This is a genomic window from Pseudomonas sp. AC211 (genome assembly GCF_979258055.1).
In genome coordinates this window covers 3,015,014-3,032,480 of sequence record NZ_OZ409830.1, presented here as the reverse complement: position 1 = coordinate 3,032,480, position 17,467 = coordinate 3,015,014, and the positions used below count along the sequence as shown (strand labels likewise).

General features: G+C 55.9%; 12 protein-coding genes and 1 pseudogene. 3 read left to right on the top strand and 10 right to left on the bottom strand.

The features are described from left to right. Window positions 1-256 precede the first annotated feature (256 nt). The 9 genes and pseudogenes from ACZZZP_RS14165 to ACZZZP_RS14125 all read right to left on the bottom strand — a co-directional run bounded on the left by ACZZZP_RS14165 (window position 257) and on the right by ACZZZP_RS14125 (window position 10,476). Window positions 257-700, bottom strand: a complete 444-nt coding sequence (locus ACZZZP_RS14165) for a hypothetical protein (RefSeq protein WP_463536606.1) — start codon at window positions 698-700, stop codon at window positions 257-259. 93 nt (window positions 701-793) lie between these two features. Further along, window positions 794-1,600, bottom strand: coding sequence for a DUF6531 domain-containing protein (locus ACZZZP_RS14160; RefSeq protein ID WP_463536605.1), 807 nt, complete (start codon window positions 1,598-1,600; stop codon window positions 794-796). A 345-nt stretch (window positions 1,601-1,945) separates the two neighbouring features. Continuing rightward, a pseudogene (locus tag ACZZZP_RS14155) lies at window positions 1,946-3,330 on the bottom strand (IS4 family transposase). 176 nt (window positions 3,331-3,506) lie between these two features. Beyond that, window positions 3,507-3,866, bottom strand: a complete 360-nt coding sequence (locus tag ACZZZP_RS14150; RefSeq protein ID WP_463536604.1) for a DUF4279 domain-containing protein — start codon at window positions 3,864-3,866, stop codon at window positions 3,507-3,509. Between the two features lie 29 nt (window positions 3,867-3,895). Continuing rightward, a complete protein-coding gene (locus ACZZZP_RS14145; RefSeq protein WP_463536603.1) occupies window positions 3,896-4,519 on the bottom strand; it encodes an RHS repeat-associated core domain-containing protein in 624 nt (207 codons plus the stop codon). Further along, entirely contained in the window at window positions 4,500-5,315 is an 816-nt protein-coding gene (locus ACZZZP_RS14140; RefSeq protein WP_463536602.1) for a hypothetical protein, read from the bottom strand. Before ACZZZP_RS14140 ends, ACZZZP_RS14145 begins: the two co-directional genes overlap by 20 nt. A gap of 351 nt (window positions 5,316-5,666) precedes the next feature. After that, window positions 5,667-6,086: a hypothetical protein gene (locus ACZZZP_RS14135; RefSeq protein WP_463536601.1), complete on the bottom strand. Its 420-nt coding sequence runs from the start codon at window positions 6,084-6,086 to the stop codon at window positions 5,667-5,669. 7 nt (window positions 6,087-6,093) lie between these two features. Further along, on the bottom strand, window positions 6,094-8,907 hold the full coding sequence (locus tag ACZZZP_RS14130) for an RHS repeat-associated core domain-containing protein (protein ID WP_463383146.1): 2,814 nt from the start codon (window positions 8,905-8,907) through the stop codon (window positions 6,094-6,096). Window positions 8,908-8,922: 15 nt separating this feature from the next. Beyond that, a complete protein-coding gene (locus ACZZZP_RS14125) occupies window positions 8,923-10,476 on the bottom strand; it encodes a DUF6531 domain-containing protein (protein ID WP_463383145.1) in 1,554 nt (517 codons plus the stop codon). A 687-nt stretch (window positions 10,477-11,163) separates the two neighbouring features. On the opposite strand from ACZZZP_RS14125, the gene ACZZZP_RS14120 reads away from it, so the two are divergent. The 3 genes from ACZZZP_RS14120 (at window position 11,164) to ACZZZP_RS14110 (ending at window position 15,903) form a co-directional block, all read left to right on the top strand. After that, window positions 11,164-11,406 carry a DUF3077 domain-containing protein gene (locus tag ACZZZP_RS14120; RefSeq protein WP_463384720.1) on the top strand — a complete coding sequence of 81 codons (243 nt, stop codon included), beginning with the start codon at window positions 11,164-11,166 and terminating at the stop codon, window positions 11,404-11,406. Window positions 11,407-12,812: 1,406 nt separating this feature from the next. After that, a complete protein-coding gene (chrA, locus tag ACZZZP_RS14115; protein ID WP_463383143.1) occupies window positions 12,813-14,144 on the top strand; it encodes a chromate efflux transporter in 1,332 nt (443 codons plus the stop codon). A 211-nt stretch (window positions 14,145-14,355) separates the two neighbouring features. Next, on the top strand, window positions 14,356-15,903 hold the full coding sequence (locus ACZZZP_RS14110; RefSeq protein WP_463383142.1) for a TerC family protein: 1,548 nt from the start codon (window positions 14,356-14,358) through the stop codon (window positions 15,901-15,903). 50 nt (window positions 15,904-15,953) lie between these two features. Here the strand turns inward: ACZZZP_RS14110 and ACZZZP_RS14105 are convergent, their stop codons facing one another. Continuing rightward, entirely contained in the window at window positions 15,954-17,117 is a 1,164-nt protein-coding gene (locus ACZZZP_RS14105; RefSeq protein WP_463384719.1) for a methyl-accepting chemotaxis protein, read from the bottom strand. Between the last annotated feature and the right edge of the window lie 350 nt (window positions 17,118-17,467).

Below are 17,467 nucleotides of genomic sequence, written 5' to 3'. Positions count from 1 at the left end.
TCCGTCCTTGGCTTAAAGCGCAGTTTGCGTGCGGCTGGTTTGGCGGCCTTGCGCGTCGTAGGTGTAGGTGGTGACTTGGCCGCCTTCGGTGACGGTTAGCGGTAAAAAGAAGGTTGGGTGCCAAGTGGTTGTGGTTGTTCGGGCTTGGGGGGTGCCGGTGGCTTCGGTGCGGGTGGTTTCGAGGCCTCGGTCGTTGTAGGTGTAGGTTGTGATGAAGCCTTTGGCATCGGTTTTCGTGAGGACTTGTCCTCGGTCGTTATAGGTAAAGGTAGCGTTGCTGGCGGGGCAATTGGCGGAGGGTTCCCCCCCCAACAGACACAATGTATTTAACTCCCCGGATTACCTGATAGCGATACAGCGTTCTTTTGCCTAACTCGTTGGTTACAGTCGACGATCCGTCGGTTCCGTAGCTGATGTAAATCTTGCCAATGTCGTTGGCCATTTCACTGGATATAGCGCGACCCTGATCGTCGTAAGCCCAAGTCACGGAGCGTACTCCGCGCTCATCAGTAATGCCGGTTAGCAGGTTAGGTTTACCGGCTGCTTCATAGTGATAAGTGCGACTTTCAGTCTGGCCGTTTCGAACACTGTTGAGTCGATAAAACTGGCCGGCGCTGTTATACGCATATGTAATATCGAGGCCGGCAGCATGCAGCTCCCGCTGGGCGAAGTTGACTGTCTTGAGAATATGCCAAGGCATTACCGAGGTTGTCTGTCACAGTTACTGGAGTGACGCTTGTTGCCGTGCCGTAGGTGAGTGTCTGGGTATTGCCGTTAGAGTTGGTTATAGCGATTAACCGACCACTGCTATCAAACGTCTGGCTTTGGTTGGCTGCCGATTTGTAAAGCCAGTTACCTCCAGATCGCACCAACTTACCCAATTCTTCCCCTTAGGCACACCGACGTTATTTGCAACGACAAAGGCTGCTTGGCTGCCATCGGCGCGCGCCACCGTAACTGCGGATCCATCTATCTCTAAATGGGCGGAGTAGGTATGGCTCCAGAGACCGCTGACACTGTTGTAGTAGCGAGTAAAAGAAATAGGTGAGGCGCCCGTGGGAGCAAAGTCGGTTTCTTCCTGGAATGTATTGCCTATCGCGAAGTTGATCGGGTCACTCACGAGTTTGGTCGGGGTATTACTGGCGGCCGTTGAATTACATATCTGAGGGTTATCCGGGTTACCCTGCTGCTTTTCAACCTGAGAAATAGAGTCGTCTTGGCATGTTTTACTAGCAGGATTTAGGCTGGTGCCTGAAGGGCACTCATCTCCTTCTCTGAATATCCGTGTGCCGCCATGCCCAACAGCCTGCCCGGTACTTGTCGAAAAACTTTGGTAATGACATTCGTATTGCGGAACATTTCCCTCTGTAGCATTCACTAAATAGTGCAGCTTATATTCATACAGCCCCCCACCAGTCCCACGATCATTTATATACTTCAAGAAAGTATCGCATGCGACCTCAGGAGTGGCATTTTTTGCGTGGGGATCAGACCAATTTCCGTCCCAGTACCAGGTATACGGAGCCGCTAGGACGCTTGAACAATAGCCAAGGCTGATAAAAGCGAAAAGCCCAGCCAATAATTGGTTTTGTCGTTTCATATCAAATCCATATGCAAAAATTAAACGCCCAGAGTTCCGACTCAAACTCTCTAAAAAACGAACGATGTTCTAAGTACAAAACGAGGTTATTCGTTGTCTTGAAAAACCATCGCCGTGCCTTCGATACGTCCCGACATGGGGGGATTATCGAGAACTTGAAGGTGGTATTGGCCAAAAACCATCTGAAGATCAGCCTTGATCATAAAAAAGCGCATCCGTAACTGAGATGTCCATCCTAGAGCGCTCTGTTTTCCATCATCGCATCGACGACCACAAGCCCACCGCCGAGACTTTGTGACGGTCTTAAACAAATATAAGGGAAAAGGGGACAGATTTGAATGGCACTTACTTAACTGCTTTTGGATGCCCATTCTTCCTAACCTCAGCGCGTGCAGCATGACGTGGTCGGATCAATAGCGGGTAGGCGTTAGCCCTTCGCTTCAGTGCCCTGGGCTCGACCCTCCCGGGCCGCCTACCAACGCGTTGTTGAGCAATTAAAGTCAGCAAGCCGAGCAGGTCGTCGAACCTGTTTGCTTCATCAAATTGCCGCCACGCCAGCCACAACTGAAGACTGTGTTTGAAGCTCAACTCACGGGGCATACAGTCGGCTAACGAAGCCGACTGAGCCATGATCAAGCGGATCAGATTGTGAGCCAGCAGATAAACCCAGAGCTCTTTCACAGCCATCGCTGGTGTTTTGCAGCTCAACATTTCCAGGCCCATCGTGCTCTTGAGATTGCGCAAATCTAGCTCGACGTGCCAACGGTCTTTGTATAGCGTTTTCAGGGCTGCCTTGGGTGTTTGATTCGGGCAGCGCAGTGTTGTGACCAGTATTTTTCCGCCCGCTTTCAGCTCCCGAACCTCTAGCCTGTCGGGTACTTTTTCGAAGTACGTTTGGCTCATCCAACAGGGTCGATTTCTGGGCTTTTCTAGCGTAATCAGGTGGTCGCATGTGCCTAGGTTTTACCTAACTCAAAGTCGGTGCTGCGCCGGCGTGCACCGTACTGCTCGAAGACCCCATCTACACCTCTGCGCTGCAACTCATGCAGTAGAAAGTAAGTCGCGTAATACGCATCGCCCATTAAGACATCGCCCTCATTCAACGTGTCGAGCATCGAGCGCAGCAGCGTTTGTTCGTCACCGCCTTTACCTCGGAAACGCCCCAGTGCTGCATCTAGGACCGCACCGCTGGAAAGACAGATAAGCCCAACCACTCTACAAATCGGAAAACCGAGACCTGGTTTCTGCCCCCGCGATTGTGGATAAGCCGTCTGATTTGCTGCTGTATCCGGCATCGATACTGTCGTGCCATCGACGAGTTTTACTGGGCGGCCCATCCAGCGCCAAGCCTTCGCGGAGTATGCGCTAATCATGCTTTCCATACTTCGCAGCAAGGTCGAAACCATCTCCACCGGCAGCCGCTGACGTGCTCGACAGTAGCCTCCGGTGTGCCTACTACACGGCGTTAAGCCGCCGATCATTTGCTTCACAGCCATGTCGTTAACGGCCTTTTGGCAGGAACGATCCGCGCTCAGTGCTTGGGCCATAAGCATTGAAAGTGTTTCGGTGGGCGGGAACTGACGCTCCCGATGAAATGGCAACAAGGAGTCAACGCAGTCAAATAGATCAGGGCCGGTGAGCAAATTGAAGAAGGCGTAAGCATCGGTATTAGTCGAGTGCCGCTGCGCTTTTTGCTGTTGATGAATGATGCTTTGGCGCCTACGATTCATGTGGGCTGCTCCTTGGTCTTGGTGTGTGTTCGCAACTATCACCGTAGACCAAGAGCGGCCTTTCTGTTTCTAATCAGATGGTTAGCGTTAAGTAAGTGCCATTCGGGACAGGGTTATTAATCGGCTCTGGATTTGAGTGATTGAATAAACCTGTCCGGTTTTTTTCGGGAATGTCTCTATTCGTCGCAATATATATCGAAGGTTATTCCAATTCCGTGTCTGTTAAGCTCCCCCATGATCTGGGGAGATAGGGATGTCCCGCCTTGACCGTTATCACTTCTCAGCATACAAAAAAAATCAAGTTTGCAGTTCTGGCGTAGGGGATCCAAGTCTTGGGATTTTGCAGATATAAGAGAGATCATTTCGCCTATATGCAATTCTAGGGTTTCCGTCTCTGCGAGAGATGTTTTTTTTTGACCACAAGGTGGCTTCTCTTTTTTATTAGGTTTGCCGTATTCATCGCCTATAGAAAAACCCTTGTCGGGTTCTCCCAATGCTTGAGAAAGCTCGGAAAGAGTGTGATGTTCGGAAAACACTCGTAGAGTCAATTTTATTTTTAACATGATTACTTTATGTTCCCAATGCTATCGCCGAGGCCGCCGCTACCAGTTTGGGGGAAAACCTCTCCGCAATCTCGACAAACCTCTACGTCAGGATTGTTATTGAGTCCACCACCTTTTAAGTCGTGTATTTGTTCGTTCACTTCGCCTTTACTAAGCCCGTGATCTGAAGCAATTTTCCCGGGTTTATTACTAGTATCCCCGCCGCAGTCAGGGCATGTTCCGACTTCGGGTTTGGTTTGCCCTTTCTTCTCGCGACCAAACTCCTGAGCAAAATAGCCACCAAGCAGCGCTCCGCCTACGGCAGTGGCGACATAGCCGCATGCGGATCCTACTGCCTCAGCTGCTGCTGCGCATATAGTCCAACCAACACCTGGTACTAAACAAAAATAGAATGTCCCGGTGGGGTCAATACGGCTAATAGGATTCCCGCCAACATATCCATATGTATTCAACCCTCCCCGCAACCCAATCGGATCACTCTGCACATACCGCCCGGTGTTGGGGTCGTAATCCCTAAAGTAGTTGTAGTTCAGCGCGCTATACGCCTCAAACATCTGCCCTGGAAAGCGCAGCGGGATATCCAGCACTACGCCATTGCCATCCACATCACCATTCGGTGCGCCCACGCCAAAGGCATCGCTGTTCCAGCTCCATTGCAGCACTTGCGCCTGGTTGGTGGCCAAGCGGGGTGTGTTGAGGTGGTCGGGGTGCAGGTAATAGGTGTTGGTGCTGGTGACTGCGCCGTTGGTGTCGTATCTGAATTCCAAGCCAGCCAGGGGCATGCCGTCTCAGCCAGATCCAGTATTGCGCCAGGGCTTTTTTGCCGAGGTTGTTGTAGCGAACCTGGCCTAACAGTTGGCCGTCGGCGCCGTAGAGATAGGTCATGGTTTGGTCCAGCGCGCTGCCGAGGTAGGCGCGGCGGCTGGTGCGTTGGCCGAGGGCGTTGTAGGTGAAGTCGGCGTACAGGGCGGTGGGGTTGAGTACTTGGCTGAGTCGGCCTTGTTCGTCGTACACGTGCACGCGGCTGGTGCTTTGTTGAAGCGTATTGCCGGCGGCATCCAGGGTAATGGCAGCGCCGCTGCTGGTTTTTAGGCGGTTGCTGTCGGTGGCGGTTACCAGGGTTTGGGTGGCGGTTTTGCTTTCCACGCCTGAAGCGTTGGTGGTGTAGCTCAGGCGCTGCAGGCGGTTGCCAGTGGCGTCGTAGCTGTATGTTTTACGCTGGGTGGCGGCTTTTTCTTCAGTGAGACGGTCAAGGGCGTCGTAGTTGTAGTTGAGCGAACCGAAAAGGCTGTGTTGATGGCCTTTGATGTTGCCGTTGGCATCGAAGCTGTAGGTGCTTTGCCAGGAGCCGACGTTTTGCTGGGCAAGTTGATAGTCCTGGTCGTATTGGCGGCTTAGCTGAATGCCGTTGCCCCACGTCATACTTTTCAGCGGGCCGAACGGCAGATAGCTGATGTTGCTGGCACTGTTAAAGAGCGAAGAAGAAAATCAATTAGCGACTCTGAGTTAGAACGATCCAGATAAATTTACTTTTTTGTCAGCGGAATAGGGGTGGGTTTATTAACCGAAGGTATTTAGGGCAGTTAAATAAATTCGTCCCCTTTTTTGCACTGAGATGTAGCTGTTCAAGCTTCATTTTTATTGTTCGCTTGTCTCATTGTGACTTCAAATTCTGATAAGTCTACAGACTCAAGAAAGCTAACAGCTCTGTCTGTGTTTGGAGTGGTAGATATCACACCAAATCCAACGTCGTCGTGAGGATAGAGTAAGACTTCATCGTGCTTCAAATGGATAAAAAAGATGGCCCCGAATACCACCTAAGGCCATTACCGAAAAGCATGCCCCATAAAGTCCTTTCTCCGTCGTGGGGGACAGAGCGATTTTTTGGAAAGTTTCAGGTTCGCAGTCTCTCCTTAGCACAAACGGCGGAAGAGAAGTTAACGCTGGAGATAAAATTTGCCTTATTTCATCGGCTGAATATTCGTAATTTATTTTTAGATCAGAATCGTTGCAACTCGTCCACAGGGTGCTAAAGATTTCAACGGGGAAAGGTTGGTCTTCAAAACGAGACCATAGGAAATTCAGCGCGATGTTAGCTCCTCTTTTGATGTTCTTGTTTTTATATGCGAAGAATCCGCAATATCCTTTGGAGTAGGTGTAGCTATTTAGATCTACTTGTTTGGTAATTTCCATTTTGCGCTCACTTGTCAACTTTTATAATTTTTCCGCCTGCCGAAACAGTTATTTTGTTGCCTGGCTTCGGTGGTACTCCGGGTTTAGGTCCTACTTTCCATTCTCCACCTTCTGAGCCGGAGTGATTGGTGTTACTTGGCGACCATATCTCGCCAGTTAAAGTGTTCTTTTTGTCTCCGTTTCCTGCTGAAACGAAATCGTCCGGGTGAGTGGATGGTGTTCTTACGATGTCTTCAGGGTCGGAATTAGAGGCCTTGGTTTTCGGCTTATCTGTTCTGTCTTTCGCGTAATAACAGCCTCCGGTTGGGCATTCACCATTTCCCAGCTTCTCTGAATAGACCATACAGGCGAGACCAGAACCAATCGCCGCCGCACCGCTGCTGATCCCAGGAATAACTATTTCTGGCAACCACCAAACTGTTGGAATATCGAACAGGTTAGCGCTGAGGCCGTAAGGATCGGAATAAACTATCGGGTTACCTTCCACATACCCATACGTATTAAACCCACCCCGCAACCCAATCGGATCACTCTGCACATACCGCCCCGTATCGGGGTCGTAATCCCTAAAGTAGTTGTAGTTCAGAGCACTATGCCCGTCATATTGTTGCCCTGGTAACCGCAGCGGGATATCCAGGTGGATGCCATCACCGTCCGCGTCGCTGTTTGGCAACCCCACCCCAAACACGTCGCTGTTCCATGTCCACAACAACGTTTGCGCTTGGTTTGTCGCCATACGGGGAGCGTTGAGGTGATCGCTGTGCAGGTAATACTGGCTAGTGCTCGTTACCGCACCGGTGGTGCTGTACCTAAACTCGAGCCCGGCCAAGGGCATTCCGTCGAGCCAGATCCAGTACTGCGCGAGCGAAATTTTACCTTGGTTGTTGTAGCGCACTTGTCCCAGCAGTTGCCCGTCTGCGCCGTAAAGAAAGGTGACGGTGTAATCCAGTGCTCCGTTTAGGTAGGCGCGTTTGACTGTACGTTGGCCGAGGGCGTTGTAGCGGTAGTCTGCATACACAACGGTGGGGTTGAGGGTTTGGGTTAAGCGGCCTTGCTCGTCATAAACGTAAGTGCGTGTGGTGTTTTGTTTGAGGGTATTGCCAGACGCGTCAAGAGCTACCGTGGTTGCGTCCAACTGCTGCAAACGGTTGCTGTTGGACGAGATGCTTAAGGCTTGCGTAGCGTTCAGCGTTTCGGCGCCGTTGGCGTTAACGGTGAAGCTTTGACGTTGGGTGCGGTTGCCGGTGGCGTCATAGCTGTATAGGCGGCGGTTGGTTGCAGTTTTCTCCACCGTTAGACGATCAAGCGCGTCGTACTCAAACCGCATCGGCCCGAAGAACGTGTGGTCGCGGCGGGTGATATTGCCGTTTGCATCGTACGGTAGTTTGGTTTGCCAAACGCCCACATCTTGCTGAGTGAGCTGGTAGTCGAGGTCGTATTTTTTGCTCAGCTGAATGCCATTGCCCCACGTCAAACTTTTCAACGGCCCAAACGGTAGATAGCTGATGTTGCTGGCAATGCTGGTGGCCGGCTGACTGCCGATAGCCAAACTAACGCCGGTTACCTGGCCCGCTGCATTGCGCGGGTACGTCACCACAAACCCCGGATAACCGATACCGCTCAAACGGTTCGCGCCGTCGTAGCTGTAAGCCAGGTTTTCGAAGCGGTCGACGTTGTTCACTTTCACCGAGCGGGACTGGCTGACCAGGTTGCCGCGCGCGTCGTACATAAAACCGATCAGGCCGGATGAATCCAACAGCGCAGTGAGATGCCCGATGCCTTTGTTGCCTTCGGCGGTCATGTCGTAGGCGTAGGTCACGTCCAGCGTGGGCTTGGCTGGATAGCGCCTGGCAGTGATGCGATTGAGGGCATCGTAGGTGTAAGTGGTGACCACGCCACGGGCGTCGGTTTTCTTAGTGATGTTGCCGGCGGGGTCGTGCTCGAACGTGCTGGTTCCGCTGTCGGGGCTGATTTGTTGGGTGAGGTTGCCCAGACCGTCGTAGCGGTATTGCGTGGTGACGCCGCGCGGGTCTTGCACTTTGGTGAGGTTGTCTTGGGCGTCGTATTCGTAGCCGGTTACGCCGTTCAATGGATCGGTGTTTTGCACCAGACGATTGAGGGCGTCGTAGGCTTTGTTGTTGCTGTTGTTCAGCGGGTTGGTGCTAAGGGTTGGGTTGTCGTTCAGGTCGTATTGCTGCCGATTGTTCTGACCTGCAGCGCCCACTGAGCGCATCAAACGACCGAGTTCGTCGTACACCCACTGGTGCTGTTGGGTGAGGTTGTTGCTGGCATCTTTCAGACGTTGGGCTGTGCGATTGCCCATGGCGTCAAGGTCGTATTCCACCTTGTCGCCGAGGTTGTTGGTAACGGCAACCAATCGCCGCGCATCGTCCCAGGTGTAGGTCAGAGAACTGCCGTCGCCTTGGGTAAGTTGCGTGATGTCGCCTACCGCGTTGTAGGCGTAGGTGGTGGTGAAGCCGCCGTGGGTCACGCTGCTCAGCCAGCCTTGCGGCGTGTAGGCGAGGGTGCTGACCACGCCGTTGGCATCGGTGATGGTTTGCGGGTTACCGAGAACGTCGAAGTTGCTCAGCGACGTGACGTGGCCGAGGGCATTGGTGACGGAGGTGAGATGGCCTTGGGCGTCGTAGGCGTAAGTGGTTACGTCCGACACATCGGTGCGGGGGCCGTCGATGGTTTCCACCAGGCCGAGCGCGTTATAGGTGTAGGAAACGCTACGTTCTATAGCCTGAACCTGGCCACCAAACAGGGCACTACTGAGGGCGAGCGAAAGCAGGCTCGCGCGGGAAAAACGGTTATTCATAAGTCCGTCCTTGGCTTAAAGCGCACTCTGCGTGCGGCTGGTTTGGCGACCTTGCGCGTCGTAGGTGTACGTGGTGACTTGGCCGCCTTCCGTTACGGTTAGCGGTAAGTTGAGCGTGGGATGCCAAGTCGTTGTAACAGTTCGCGCTTGAGGCGTACCGGCGGCTTCAATACGGCTGGTTTCGAGGCCCCGCTCGTTGTACGTGTAATTCGTTACGTTTCCTTTCCAATCGGTGGCGCTCGCCAGATTCCCGTTAGCGTCGTAGGAATATGATTTGTTAGAGCTTGCACAATTAGTTGATGGGTGCCCCTGCACAGCGACGACTTTCTTTATGCCATGAATAAGTTGGTACGTATAACTGGTCGTCTTGCCCAGAGGGTTGGTGACCGTCGTACTTCCGTCATTGTTATAAGCGAAACTATATTTCTCCTGACCGCCAGACAATTCAGTGGAAATGCCTTTTCCATGTTCGTCATACGTATACGTCGAATACCGTATGCCGCGCTCGTCGCGGATTCCGGTGAGTGCAAAAGGGAAACGAATGTCCTCATAAAGGTATTCCCGAGCGTTAGAAAATTGATCGCTCGCCTTTGTCAGTCGATTTGAGTCGTCATACTCGTAAGAAAGAACCGTCACGGCTCCGGCCTTAAAGCTTGAAACCATTCCTTTTAGGTTAAATATGGGTTGTAGGCAATAACCTGTTGGGTTGCATATTTTTGCGAGTAGACCGCTTGTATTATAGGTATAGATTAGTTTGTAGTCAGGCGATATTTCGCTCTGCACCAAGTTTCCGGAAAGGTTGTAAGTGTCTTTTCTTCCGCTAGGGAAGGTAATCGAATAGTCTGATGACGACTTTACAACGTTTATATGCACATCTTCGTCAGTGCGCCATTGGCCATTTTCGAGTATCGCGCGGATTTTGTTTCCACCCTCCGTGTCGATAGTGATGAATTCTTTTCCCAATAACGTAGTCTTTGTAAGGGTTCCTCCGTGGTTCCAGCTCCAGTTATGACCGAAAAGACCGCTGTTTATTGAACTGTCATCATTGGAGTTGTAAGTTCTTGAAATAATTACGGGGAATGGCGCTGGACCTGTAAAGTCGAATTGAACTTTGTTTTTATTGCCGTTGGCCGAATTAATCGGTCCGCCGGCGTTATTGCAACTGGTGCCCTTCGCTTTATCCAGTTGTTCAGTGTTTTGCAGCACGCAGGTATTAGCGGAGAGCGAATAACCCGATGGGCATTTCACGGTTCCGAAAACCCCGTCACCGCCGCCGCATTGGCCTCCTAACGTAATAAGCGCCAGCATTCCGCCGGGGTTGACGTTAGAATAATTTTTTACCGTATAAGAGCATTGCGCGTCAGTCTTTCCCCAGTAAGCCTTGTATTTTACCCACCAGTGGGCGATCGCCGAATCCACTGTGGGTTCGTTGCTTACGCTGTGGTTATACGCAGAGTTTATTTGATAGGGCGCTCCGTAAATAACCGGAACTGTGGGAAGCGATGCTTCTGCAGAAACGCTACAAAAAAGCGCCGTCGCGGCACACGCGAAAATTCTTTTAATATTCATACGAATTCCGTTTCAATTAATCGGGGTAATGAGCGCCAGCATTTCCGCTGGGCAAGGGGATTTTTTCTGCCGATGAGGCCCGCGCCGCGCTACGCCGATGCGAGTCCGAGCCTGCGGCTTCTATGACGGGGGTTGAACGTTCGCAATTCGGGATTAACGCGCCCATGTGAACCAAACACGCCATCAGAAAACTCCCTTTTCCACGTCGAACACATTCCCTGTAACCGGCAATTTAGACAGTGGCCGGGTGACCCTTCGGACATTAATGAACGCCCGCTTCGCTGTCCACGGTGGAACGAGTTGTCGCGTCAATTCTGTGAACGACCAACAGAATTCTCGCTCATCCTCTTTACGCATTCCGTGAGGGATATGTCCTGCAAGGCGGCGGCGCCGGAAAAACCCGTTGCAGGGTAGGGAAGTGGCTTCTATAGTCCCGCCGTCGCTGCCAATTCAGCGACCGGGTTTGGCGATCCGAGTAGATATGAGGCGCACAGCGCTCTCACCTAATAGCAGCGCTTTTTTTGTGTCTGTTGCTAGGTGTTTATGGCGGCTGTGCGCGGGATACCTTCGGGTATGCCGGGTTCCTCTGTCCCCGGTTCGCCAACCTGCGTACAGCTGCCACCCTAATTGTTTGGCGACGATTTGTGGCGGCTCCACTAGACAGCAGGAGCTTCACAATTGAATGACATGTCAAAAGTCACCACCCACCAACCCTTCGACAATCTCGATGACATTCCGCTGTTCGCGGTCAATGCCGGCGTGCCGGTTGAAAATGCCCTGGAGCGTGCGGCGGATTTGATGCTGTACGTCGAACGCCTGTCGGCTGCCGATGCGTTTATCGACAGAAGTCAGGAGTCGGCCATTGTGCAAACCCTGAGTGAAATGGCTAAGGCGCTCACCAAGGCTTGCCAGGGTAGAAGGGCGGCGTAGGGTTTTCGTTGCGTGCAAGAGGGGGAACGAGGTGTTCCCCTTTTTAGTGCCCCGGATTTGGGGCCGCTGTGAATGTCCAGCTTGGTCGGTTGGCGTCTTGTTTGCGCAGGCGGGTGAGCCAGGGTGGTGGGGTGCGTACCGCGTGGTTAGGAAGCTTTTTGCCTTGTCGACCAGTTGCTGCAGCCACGCGGCGTCTTGCGCATTAACAACGCCGTACTGCTCGGGCGGCGCGAAGGCCCAGTGGTGTGCTGCTTCGGTAAGGCGCTGAAGCTCGTCGGTGCTCAGCCAGTAGGCAGTGTTTTGCACGGGAATGGGCGCGCCATCGAAGCGTTGGCCGAGGGTCAGGTTGGTTCTGGGGGCGAAGGCGATAGCGACCTCGGTGTGGGGTTGCAAGTGGTGTTCGGGTGCAGGCTGTTTGGCTTCGCGGGCGTAGGTGAAGGTGCCGGGGTAGTGTTTTTTCAGCACCAGCCAGTGGCCGGCGGTTGTGGTTGCGAGCAGCCATTGGGTGATGCCGCTGTCGTAGGCGTCTTCCAGGCGTTCGCCGTTCCAGATGGACAGCGTGTTGCAGTCCGGGTCGTAGGCGTTGGACCACAGATTGGTGGCGGTCACTAACGTGTGGCGCTCCAGTTCAACCTCGCCGCACTCGGGCAAGGTTCGCCAGTAGCGTTTGGTCGCGTCGCGCTTGGCATGGCGGATGTTGAGCAGCAACCAGGCGGCGGTGAAGAGCAGGGTGGCCGGCACTAGCCAGACGTAAGTTGTTTCGAGGATGTGGTCGATGTCCAGGCGTGCGTCGAACAGGGTTCGGTAGAGCAACAGGCCGACGATGTAGACGAGGAAGGGCAGTATCGGGCCGAAGCACAGTGGCGCTACGCAGACGGTGAGCCAACTGAAGCGCTCGCTGGCGGCGCACTCCTGGGCCCGGGCGCGTTCTTCCGGAAGCATGGGCGCGGTGTCGCGTGGGGGTAGGGGTGGGGCTTGGGGTGTGGAAGTGGGCTAGGGGGTTGGGCATTTGGGGGAACGGGCGGTGGCCGAGGTGGGCGTAGCGTAGCAGCGTGGATGGGGATGGGGCTTCGCCTTTGCGAGGATGGCGGAGGTTTTATTGAGTTTTCCGTTATCCCCCGTGAAGGCGGCGGTCCGACGATTGGGATCGAGGCTCGCGGAGGTATCTGCGTCTCCTGAAAGACTCTGGATCCCCGCCTGCGCGGGGATGACGGAGGTGCTTGATCGATACTCCGTCATTCCCGCGCAGGCGGTGGTCCGACACTTCGGAATCCAGAGTTGCGAGCCGAGCACCGAAACCAGCAGCGCCTCAGACTCCTCAAACCGACCCAACCCCCACGCTACATTTCTGCCTTATTAGTGCGTTATCTTCAGCCACCTCACACCGCCCCAATCCCGACGCTCCCATGACCAACCCAGCGCCCACCATCCCCCTATTCCAAGCCCTGCTCTTCTGGCTAAAACTCGGCTTCATCAGTTTCGGCGGCCCGGCCGGGCAGATCGCGATCATGCATCAGGAATTGGTAGAGCGTCGGCGTTGGATTTCCGAGCGGCGGTTTTTGCATGCGTTGAATTACTGCATGGTGCTGCCCGGCCCCGAGGCGCAGCAGTTGGCGACGTATATCGGTTGGTTGATGCATCGCACCTGGGGCGGGGTGATTGCCGGCGGGCTGTTTGTGTTGCCGTCGCTGTTTATTTTGATCGCGCTGTCGTGGGTGTACATCGCCTTTGGTGAGGTGCCGGTGGTGGCCGGTTTGTTCTATGGCATCAAGCCGGCGGTCACGGCCATTGTGGTGCAGGCGGCCCATCGCATCGGCTCGCGGGCGTTGAAGAACAATTGGCTGTGGTGCATCGCGGCCGCCTCGTTTGTGGCGATTTTTGCCCTGAGCGTGCCGTTTCCGTTGATCGTGCTGTCGGCTGCGTTGCTGGGTTATGTGGGCGGCAAACTAGCGCCGGGCGTGTTCACTGTCGGTGGCGGGCATGGGGCGGCGAAGCAGTCGTTCGGGCCGGCGCTGATTGATGACGACACGCCCACGCCCGAGCACGCGCGCTTTCGCTGGTCGCGCCTGGTCGTGTTGCTGGTAGTGGGCGCTGGGCTGTGGGCGTTGCCGATGGGGCTGCTGACTGCGCTGTATGGCTGGCACGGCACGTTCACGCAGATGGGTTGGTTTTTCACCAAGGCGGCGCTGCTGACATTTGGCGGCGCGTACGCAGTGTTGCCCTACGTGTATCAGGGCGCGGTGGGCCATTACGGCTGGCTGACGCCGACGCAGATGATCGACGGCCTGGCGCTCGGCGAAACCACGCCGGGTCCGCTGATTATGGTGGTGGCGTTTGTCGGGTTTGTCGGCGCTTATGTGCAGCCGGTGTTTGGTGCCGAGCACGCGTTTTTGGCGGGCGCCGTGGCAGCTGCGCTGGTTACCTGGTTTACCTTTCTGCCCTCGTTTCTGTTCATTCTGGCGGGCGGGCCGCTGGTGGAATCGACGCACAACGAGCTGAAATTCACCGCGCCGTTAACCGCGATTACCGCAGCGGTGGTGGGCGTGATTCTTAACCTGGCGGTGTTTTTCGCTTACCACGTGTTGTGGCCCACAGGCTTTGACGGCTCGCTGGGTTGGCCGTCGGCGGTGATCGCGGTTGCGGCGGCGGTGGCGTTGTTTCGCTTCAAGTGGGGCGTGATTCGGGTGCTGTTTAGCTGCGCAGTGGTGGGGTTAGGGGTTTACTTGCTGCGCCATTAACGCCAAGGAGCCAATACAAATTCCGCAATACTTGGCCAGCGGTGCGACGGTTTCTTATTGGGTAGGATGGCCGCCCGAAATCACACTTGGCCTTTATGAACACGCTTCAGGAACCTCCCAGTTTTAGCCGCTCCCCGTTAACGCCTCGTTCTGCCCCGCCGCGCCATCGCGCCGCTCACCCTCGCCGTTCTTCGATGCAGGTTCTCTAAACATGGAATGGATAGCTGACCCCACGGCCTGGCTAGGCCTGCTCACGCTTATTGTTTTGGAACTGGTGCTGGGCATCGACAACCTGGTGTTTATCGCCATCCTCGCCGACAAGCTGCCGCCGGAGCAGCGCGACCGGGCGCGGCTGATCGGCCTGTCGCTGGCGCTGATCATGCGCCTGGGCTTGCTGGCCAGTATTTCCTGGATGGTGACGCTCACCGAGCCGCTGTTCGAGGTGTTCGACAAGAGCTTCTCGGGCCGTGATCTGATCATGCTGTTCGGCGGTATCTTCCTGCTGTTCAAGGCGACCATGGAGTTGCATGAGCGCCTCGAAGGCCACATTGCCGAACGCTCGGCCGGCGCCGGTTACGCGCTGTTCTGGCCTATCGTGGCGCAGATTGTGGTGCTTGATGCGGTGTTCTCGTTGGACGCGGTGATTACCGCCGTCGGCATGGTGGAACACCTGAGCGTGATGATGATTGCGGTGGTGGTGTCCATCGGCGTGATGATCGTGGCGAGCAAGCCGCTGACCGCGTTTGTTAACGCACGCCCGACGGTGATCATGCTGTGCCTGGGCTTTTTGATGATGATCGGTTTCAGCCTGGCGGCCGAAGGGTTGGGCTTTCACATTCCCAAGGGTTACCTGTACGCGGCCATCGGTTTCTCGATTGTGATCGAGCTGTTTAACCAGTTGGCGCGCCGGGGTCGCCAGCGCTCGGCGCAAGGCACATTGCCGCGCCGCGCGCGCACCGCCCACGCGGTGATGCGTTTGCTTGGCGGGCGTGAGTTGACGGTGGACGAAGTGGGCGAAGATATTGCCGATCTGGTGCAGGGCGACGATGCGCAGCCAGCGTTCAACCGCCGCGAGCGGGTGATGATCAGCGGCGTGTTGCAACTGGCCGAGCGCCCGGTGCGCGCGGTGATGACGCCGCGCACCGAGGTGCTGTACCTCGACGTAGGCGAGAGCCCGGAAGCCATTCGCCAGAAGTTGATGAACTCCTCGTACTCGCGCCTGCCGCTGGTGCGTGAAGGCCACGTCGACGAGCCGCTGGGCTTTGTGCACAAGAAGGAGTTGCTCAAGGAATTGCTGGCCGGCAATTGGCCGGACCTGCACACCATGGCGCGCCAAACCATCAACGTGCTGGAGCACTTCACCGTGCTTAACGCCCTGGAGCAGATGCGCAAAGAGTCGACGCACATCGCCTTCGTGGTCAGTGAGTTTGGCGATTTCATGGGCGTTTTGACCATGACCGACATCCTCGAATCCATCGCCGGCGAGCTGCCCGATGCCAGCGAAGTGGACGGCCCGGACATCGTCGCCGATGGCGATGCCTTTCTGGTCAGCGGTGCGCTTAACCTCAGCCTGGTGCAGGAACGCATCGGCTTTGCCGCCAGCGCCACCGACGACTACCAAACCGTGGCCGGCCTGGTAATGAGTCTGCTGGATCGCTTGCCGGTGATTGGCGATGAGGTGCAGTGGGGCGGATGGACGCTTTCGGCTATCGAGGTGTCGGAGCGCCGGGTGACGCGGGTGCGCCTGGCTCGTCAGTAACCGCAATGAAACCAGAACGAGCCCCGCCGAAACGCGGGGGCTCGTTTGTTTTAGCCGAGACTAAAGCGCGCCGTGTTGTCGTTCAGCGCGCGGCTCCCTTGGCTCAAACGGTCGGCTGCCTGATTGACCGCACGGGCGCCGTCGAGCAGGCGGATGGCGGCTTGGTCCACTTGCTGAATGCTGCCGCTGACGGCGTCGGCGGTGGTGGCTTGTTCTTCCACGGCGGTAGCGATTTGCGCCAGCGTGTCGCTTACGCCTTGAACCGCGCTGGCGATTTCACCGAGGCTGACGCCCAATCCGGTCACGGCAGTGGCATCGCTCTGCGCTTGGCCGCAAGCCGCTTCCATTAGTTCCACCGCCTGGCGCACGGTGCTGCGTAGGCTTTCCACGGTGGTGGCGATTTGCAGCGTGGAGGCTTGGGTGCGTTGCGACAGGCTGCGCACTTCATCGGCCACCACGGCAAAGCCGCGGCCCTGATCGCCGGCGCGGGCGGCTTCGATGGCGGCGTTCAGTGCCAGCAGGTTGGTTTGCTCGGCGATGCCACGAATGCTGTCGACCACTGAATGAATCTGCTGGCCCTGATCGCTCACGCGCCCCAACGCTTCGGCGGTGTCGCTCAGGCGTTGGTTGAGTTCCTGAATGCTGGCGGTGGTGCGTTCGCTGTCGCGGTTGCTGGCTTCGGCGATAGCGCGGGTTTGGCGCACGCTGGCCGAGGCTTGCTCGCAGCTTTTCGCCACGCCGAGCGAGGTGGCGGCCAATTGCGTGGCGGCGGTGGCGATCTGGCTGATCTGATGTTGCTGCGCTTCCACTTCACCGAGGGTGTCGGTGGAGTGGGAGTTTAAGGTGATGACGGCGTCGCTGAGCTGGTAGGTCTCGTGGTTCACGCCCAGCAAGCTGGTGCGCAGTTGCACCACGGCGGCGTTCAGCGCGGTGCTGATGGCGGCCAGTTCATCGCGCCCTTGCACCGCCACTTCCACGCACAAATTACCGTCGCGCAGCGACTGCGCGAGGGTGGTAATGCCGCTGGCGCTGCGGCGAATCGAGCTTTGCAGGCACACAAACAAATACACGGCCGCCAGCAACAACAGGCCAAACGCCACGGCCACTGGAATGGCTTGGGCAATGGCGCGGTTGTGGTAGAAATCCAGGCGCGCGTCCAGCGATTGCAGCGACTGCTGGCGCAATGCCGACAGGGTGCTGAGCAGGCTGTCCATGGTGCGCTGGAAAGTGGGGCCTTTCATGCTGATGGTGTCGCCGAACAGGCCGTCGTCCAGGGCTTTGAGTTCGGTGTTAAGGGTTTGCTGGGTGGCGCCGTATTGGTCGGCCCACGCGCTGAGTGCGGCCGGCAGCTTGGCTTGCAAGGTGGCGCCGGTTTTGTCCAACTGCGCGCGGGCGTCATTGATGCGGGCGCGCAGGTCGCGCAGTTGCAAACGGCTTTGCAGGCTGAACTGACCCGCCGCGACCGACGCTTCGCCCATGCTCGCCAGGCGACCGACGCGTTCGATCATTTCGGGGGACTGTTGCGTGGCGATCTGCATCAGCAAATAGCCTTCTACCGACGGGT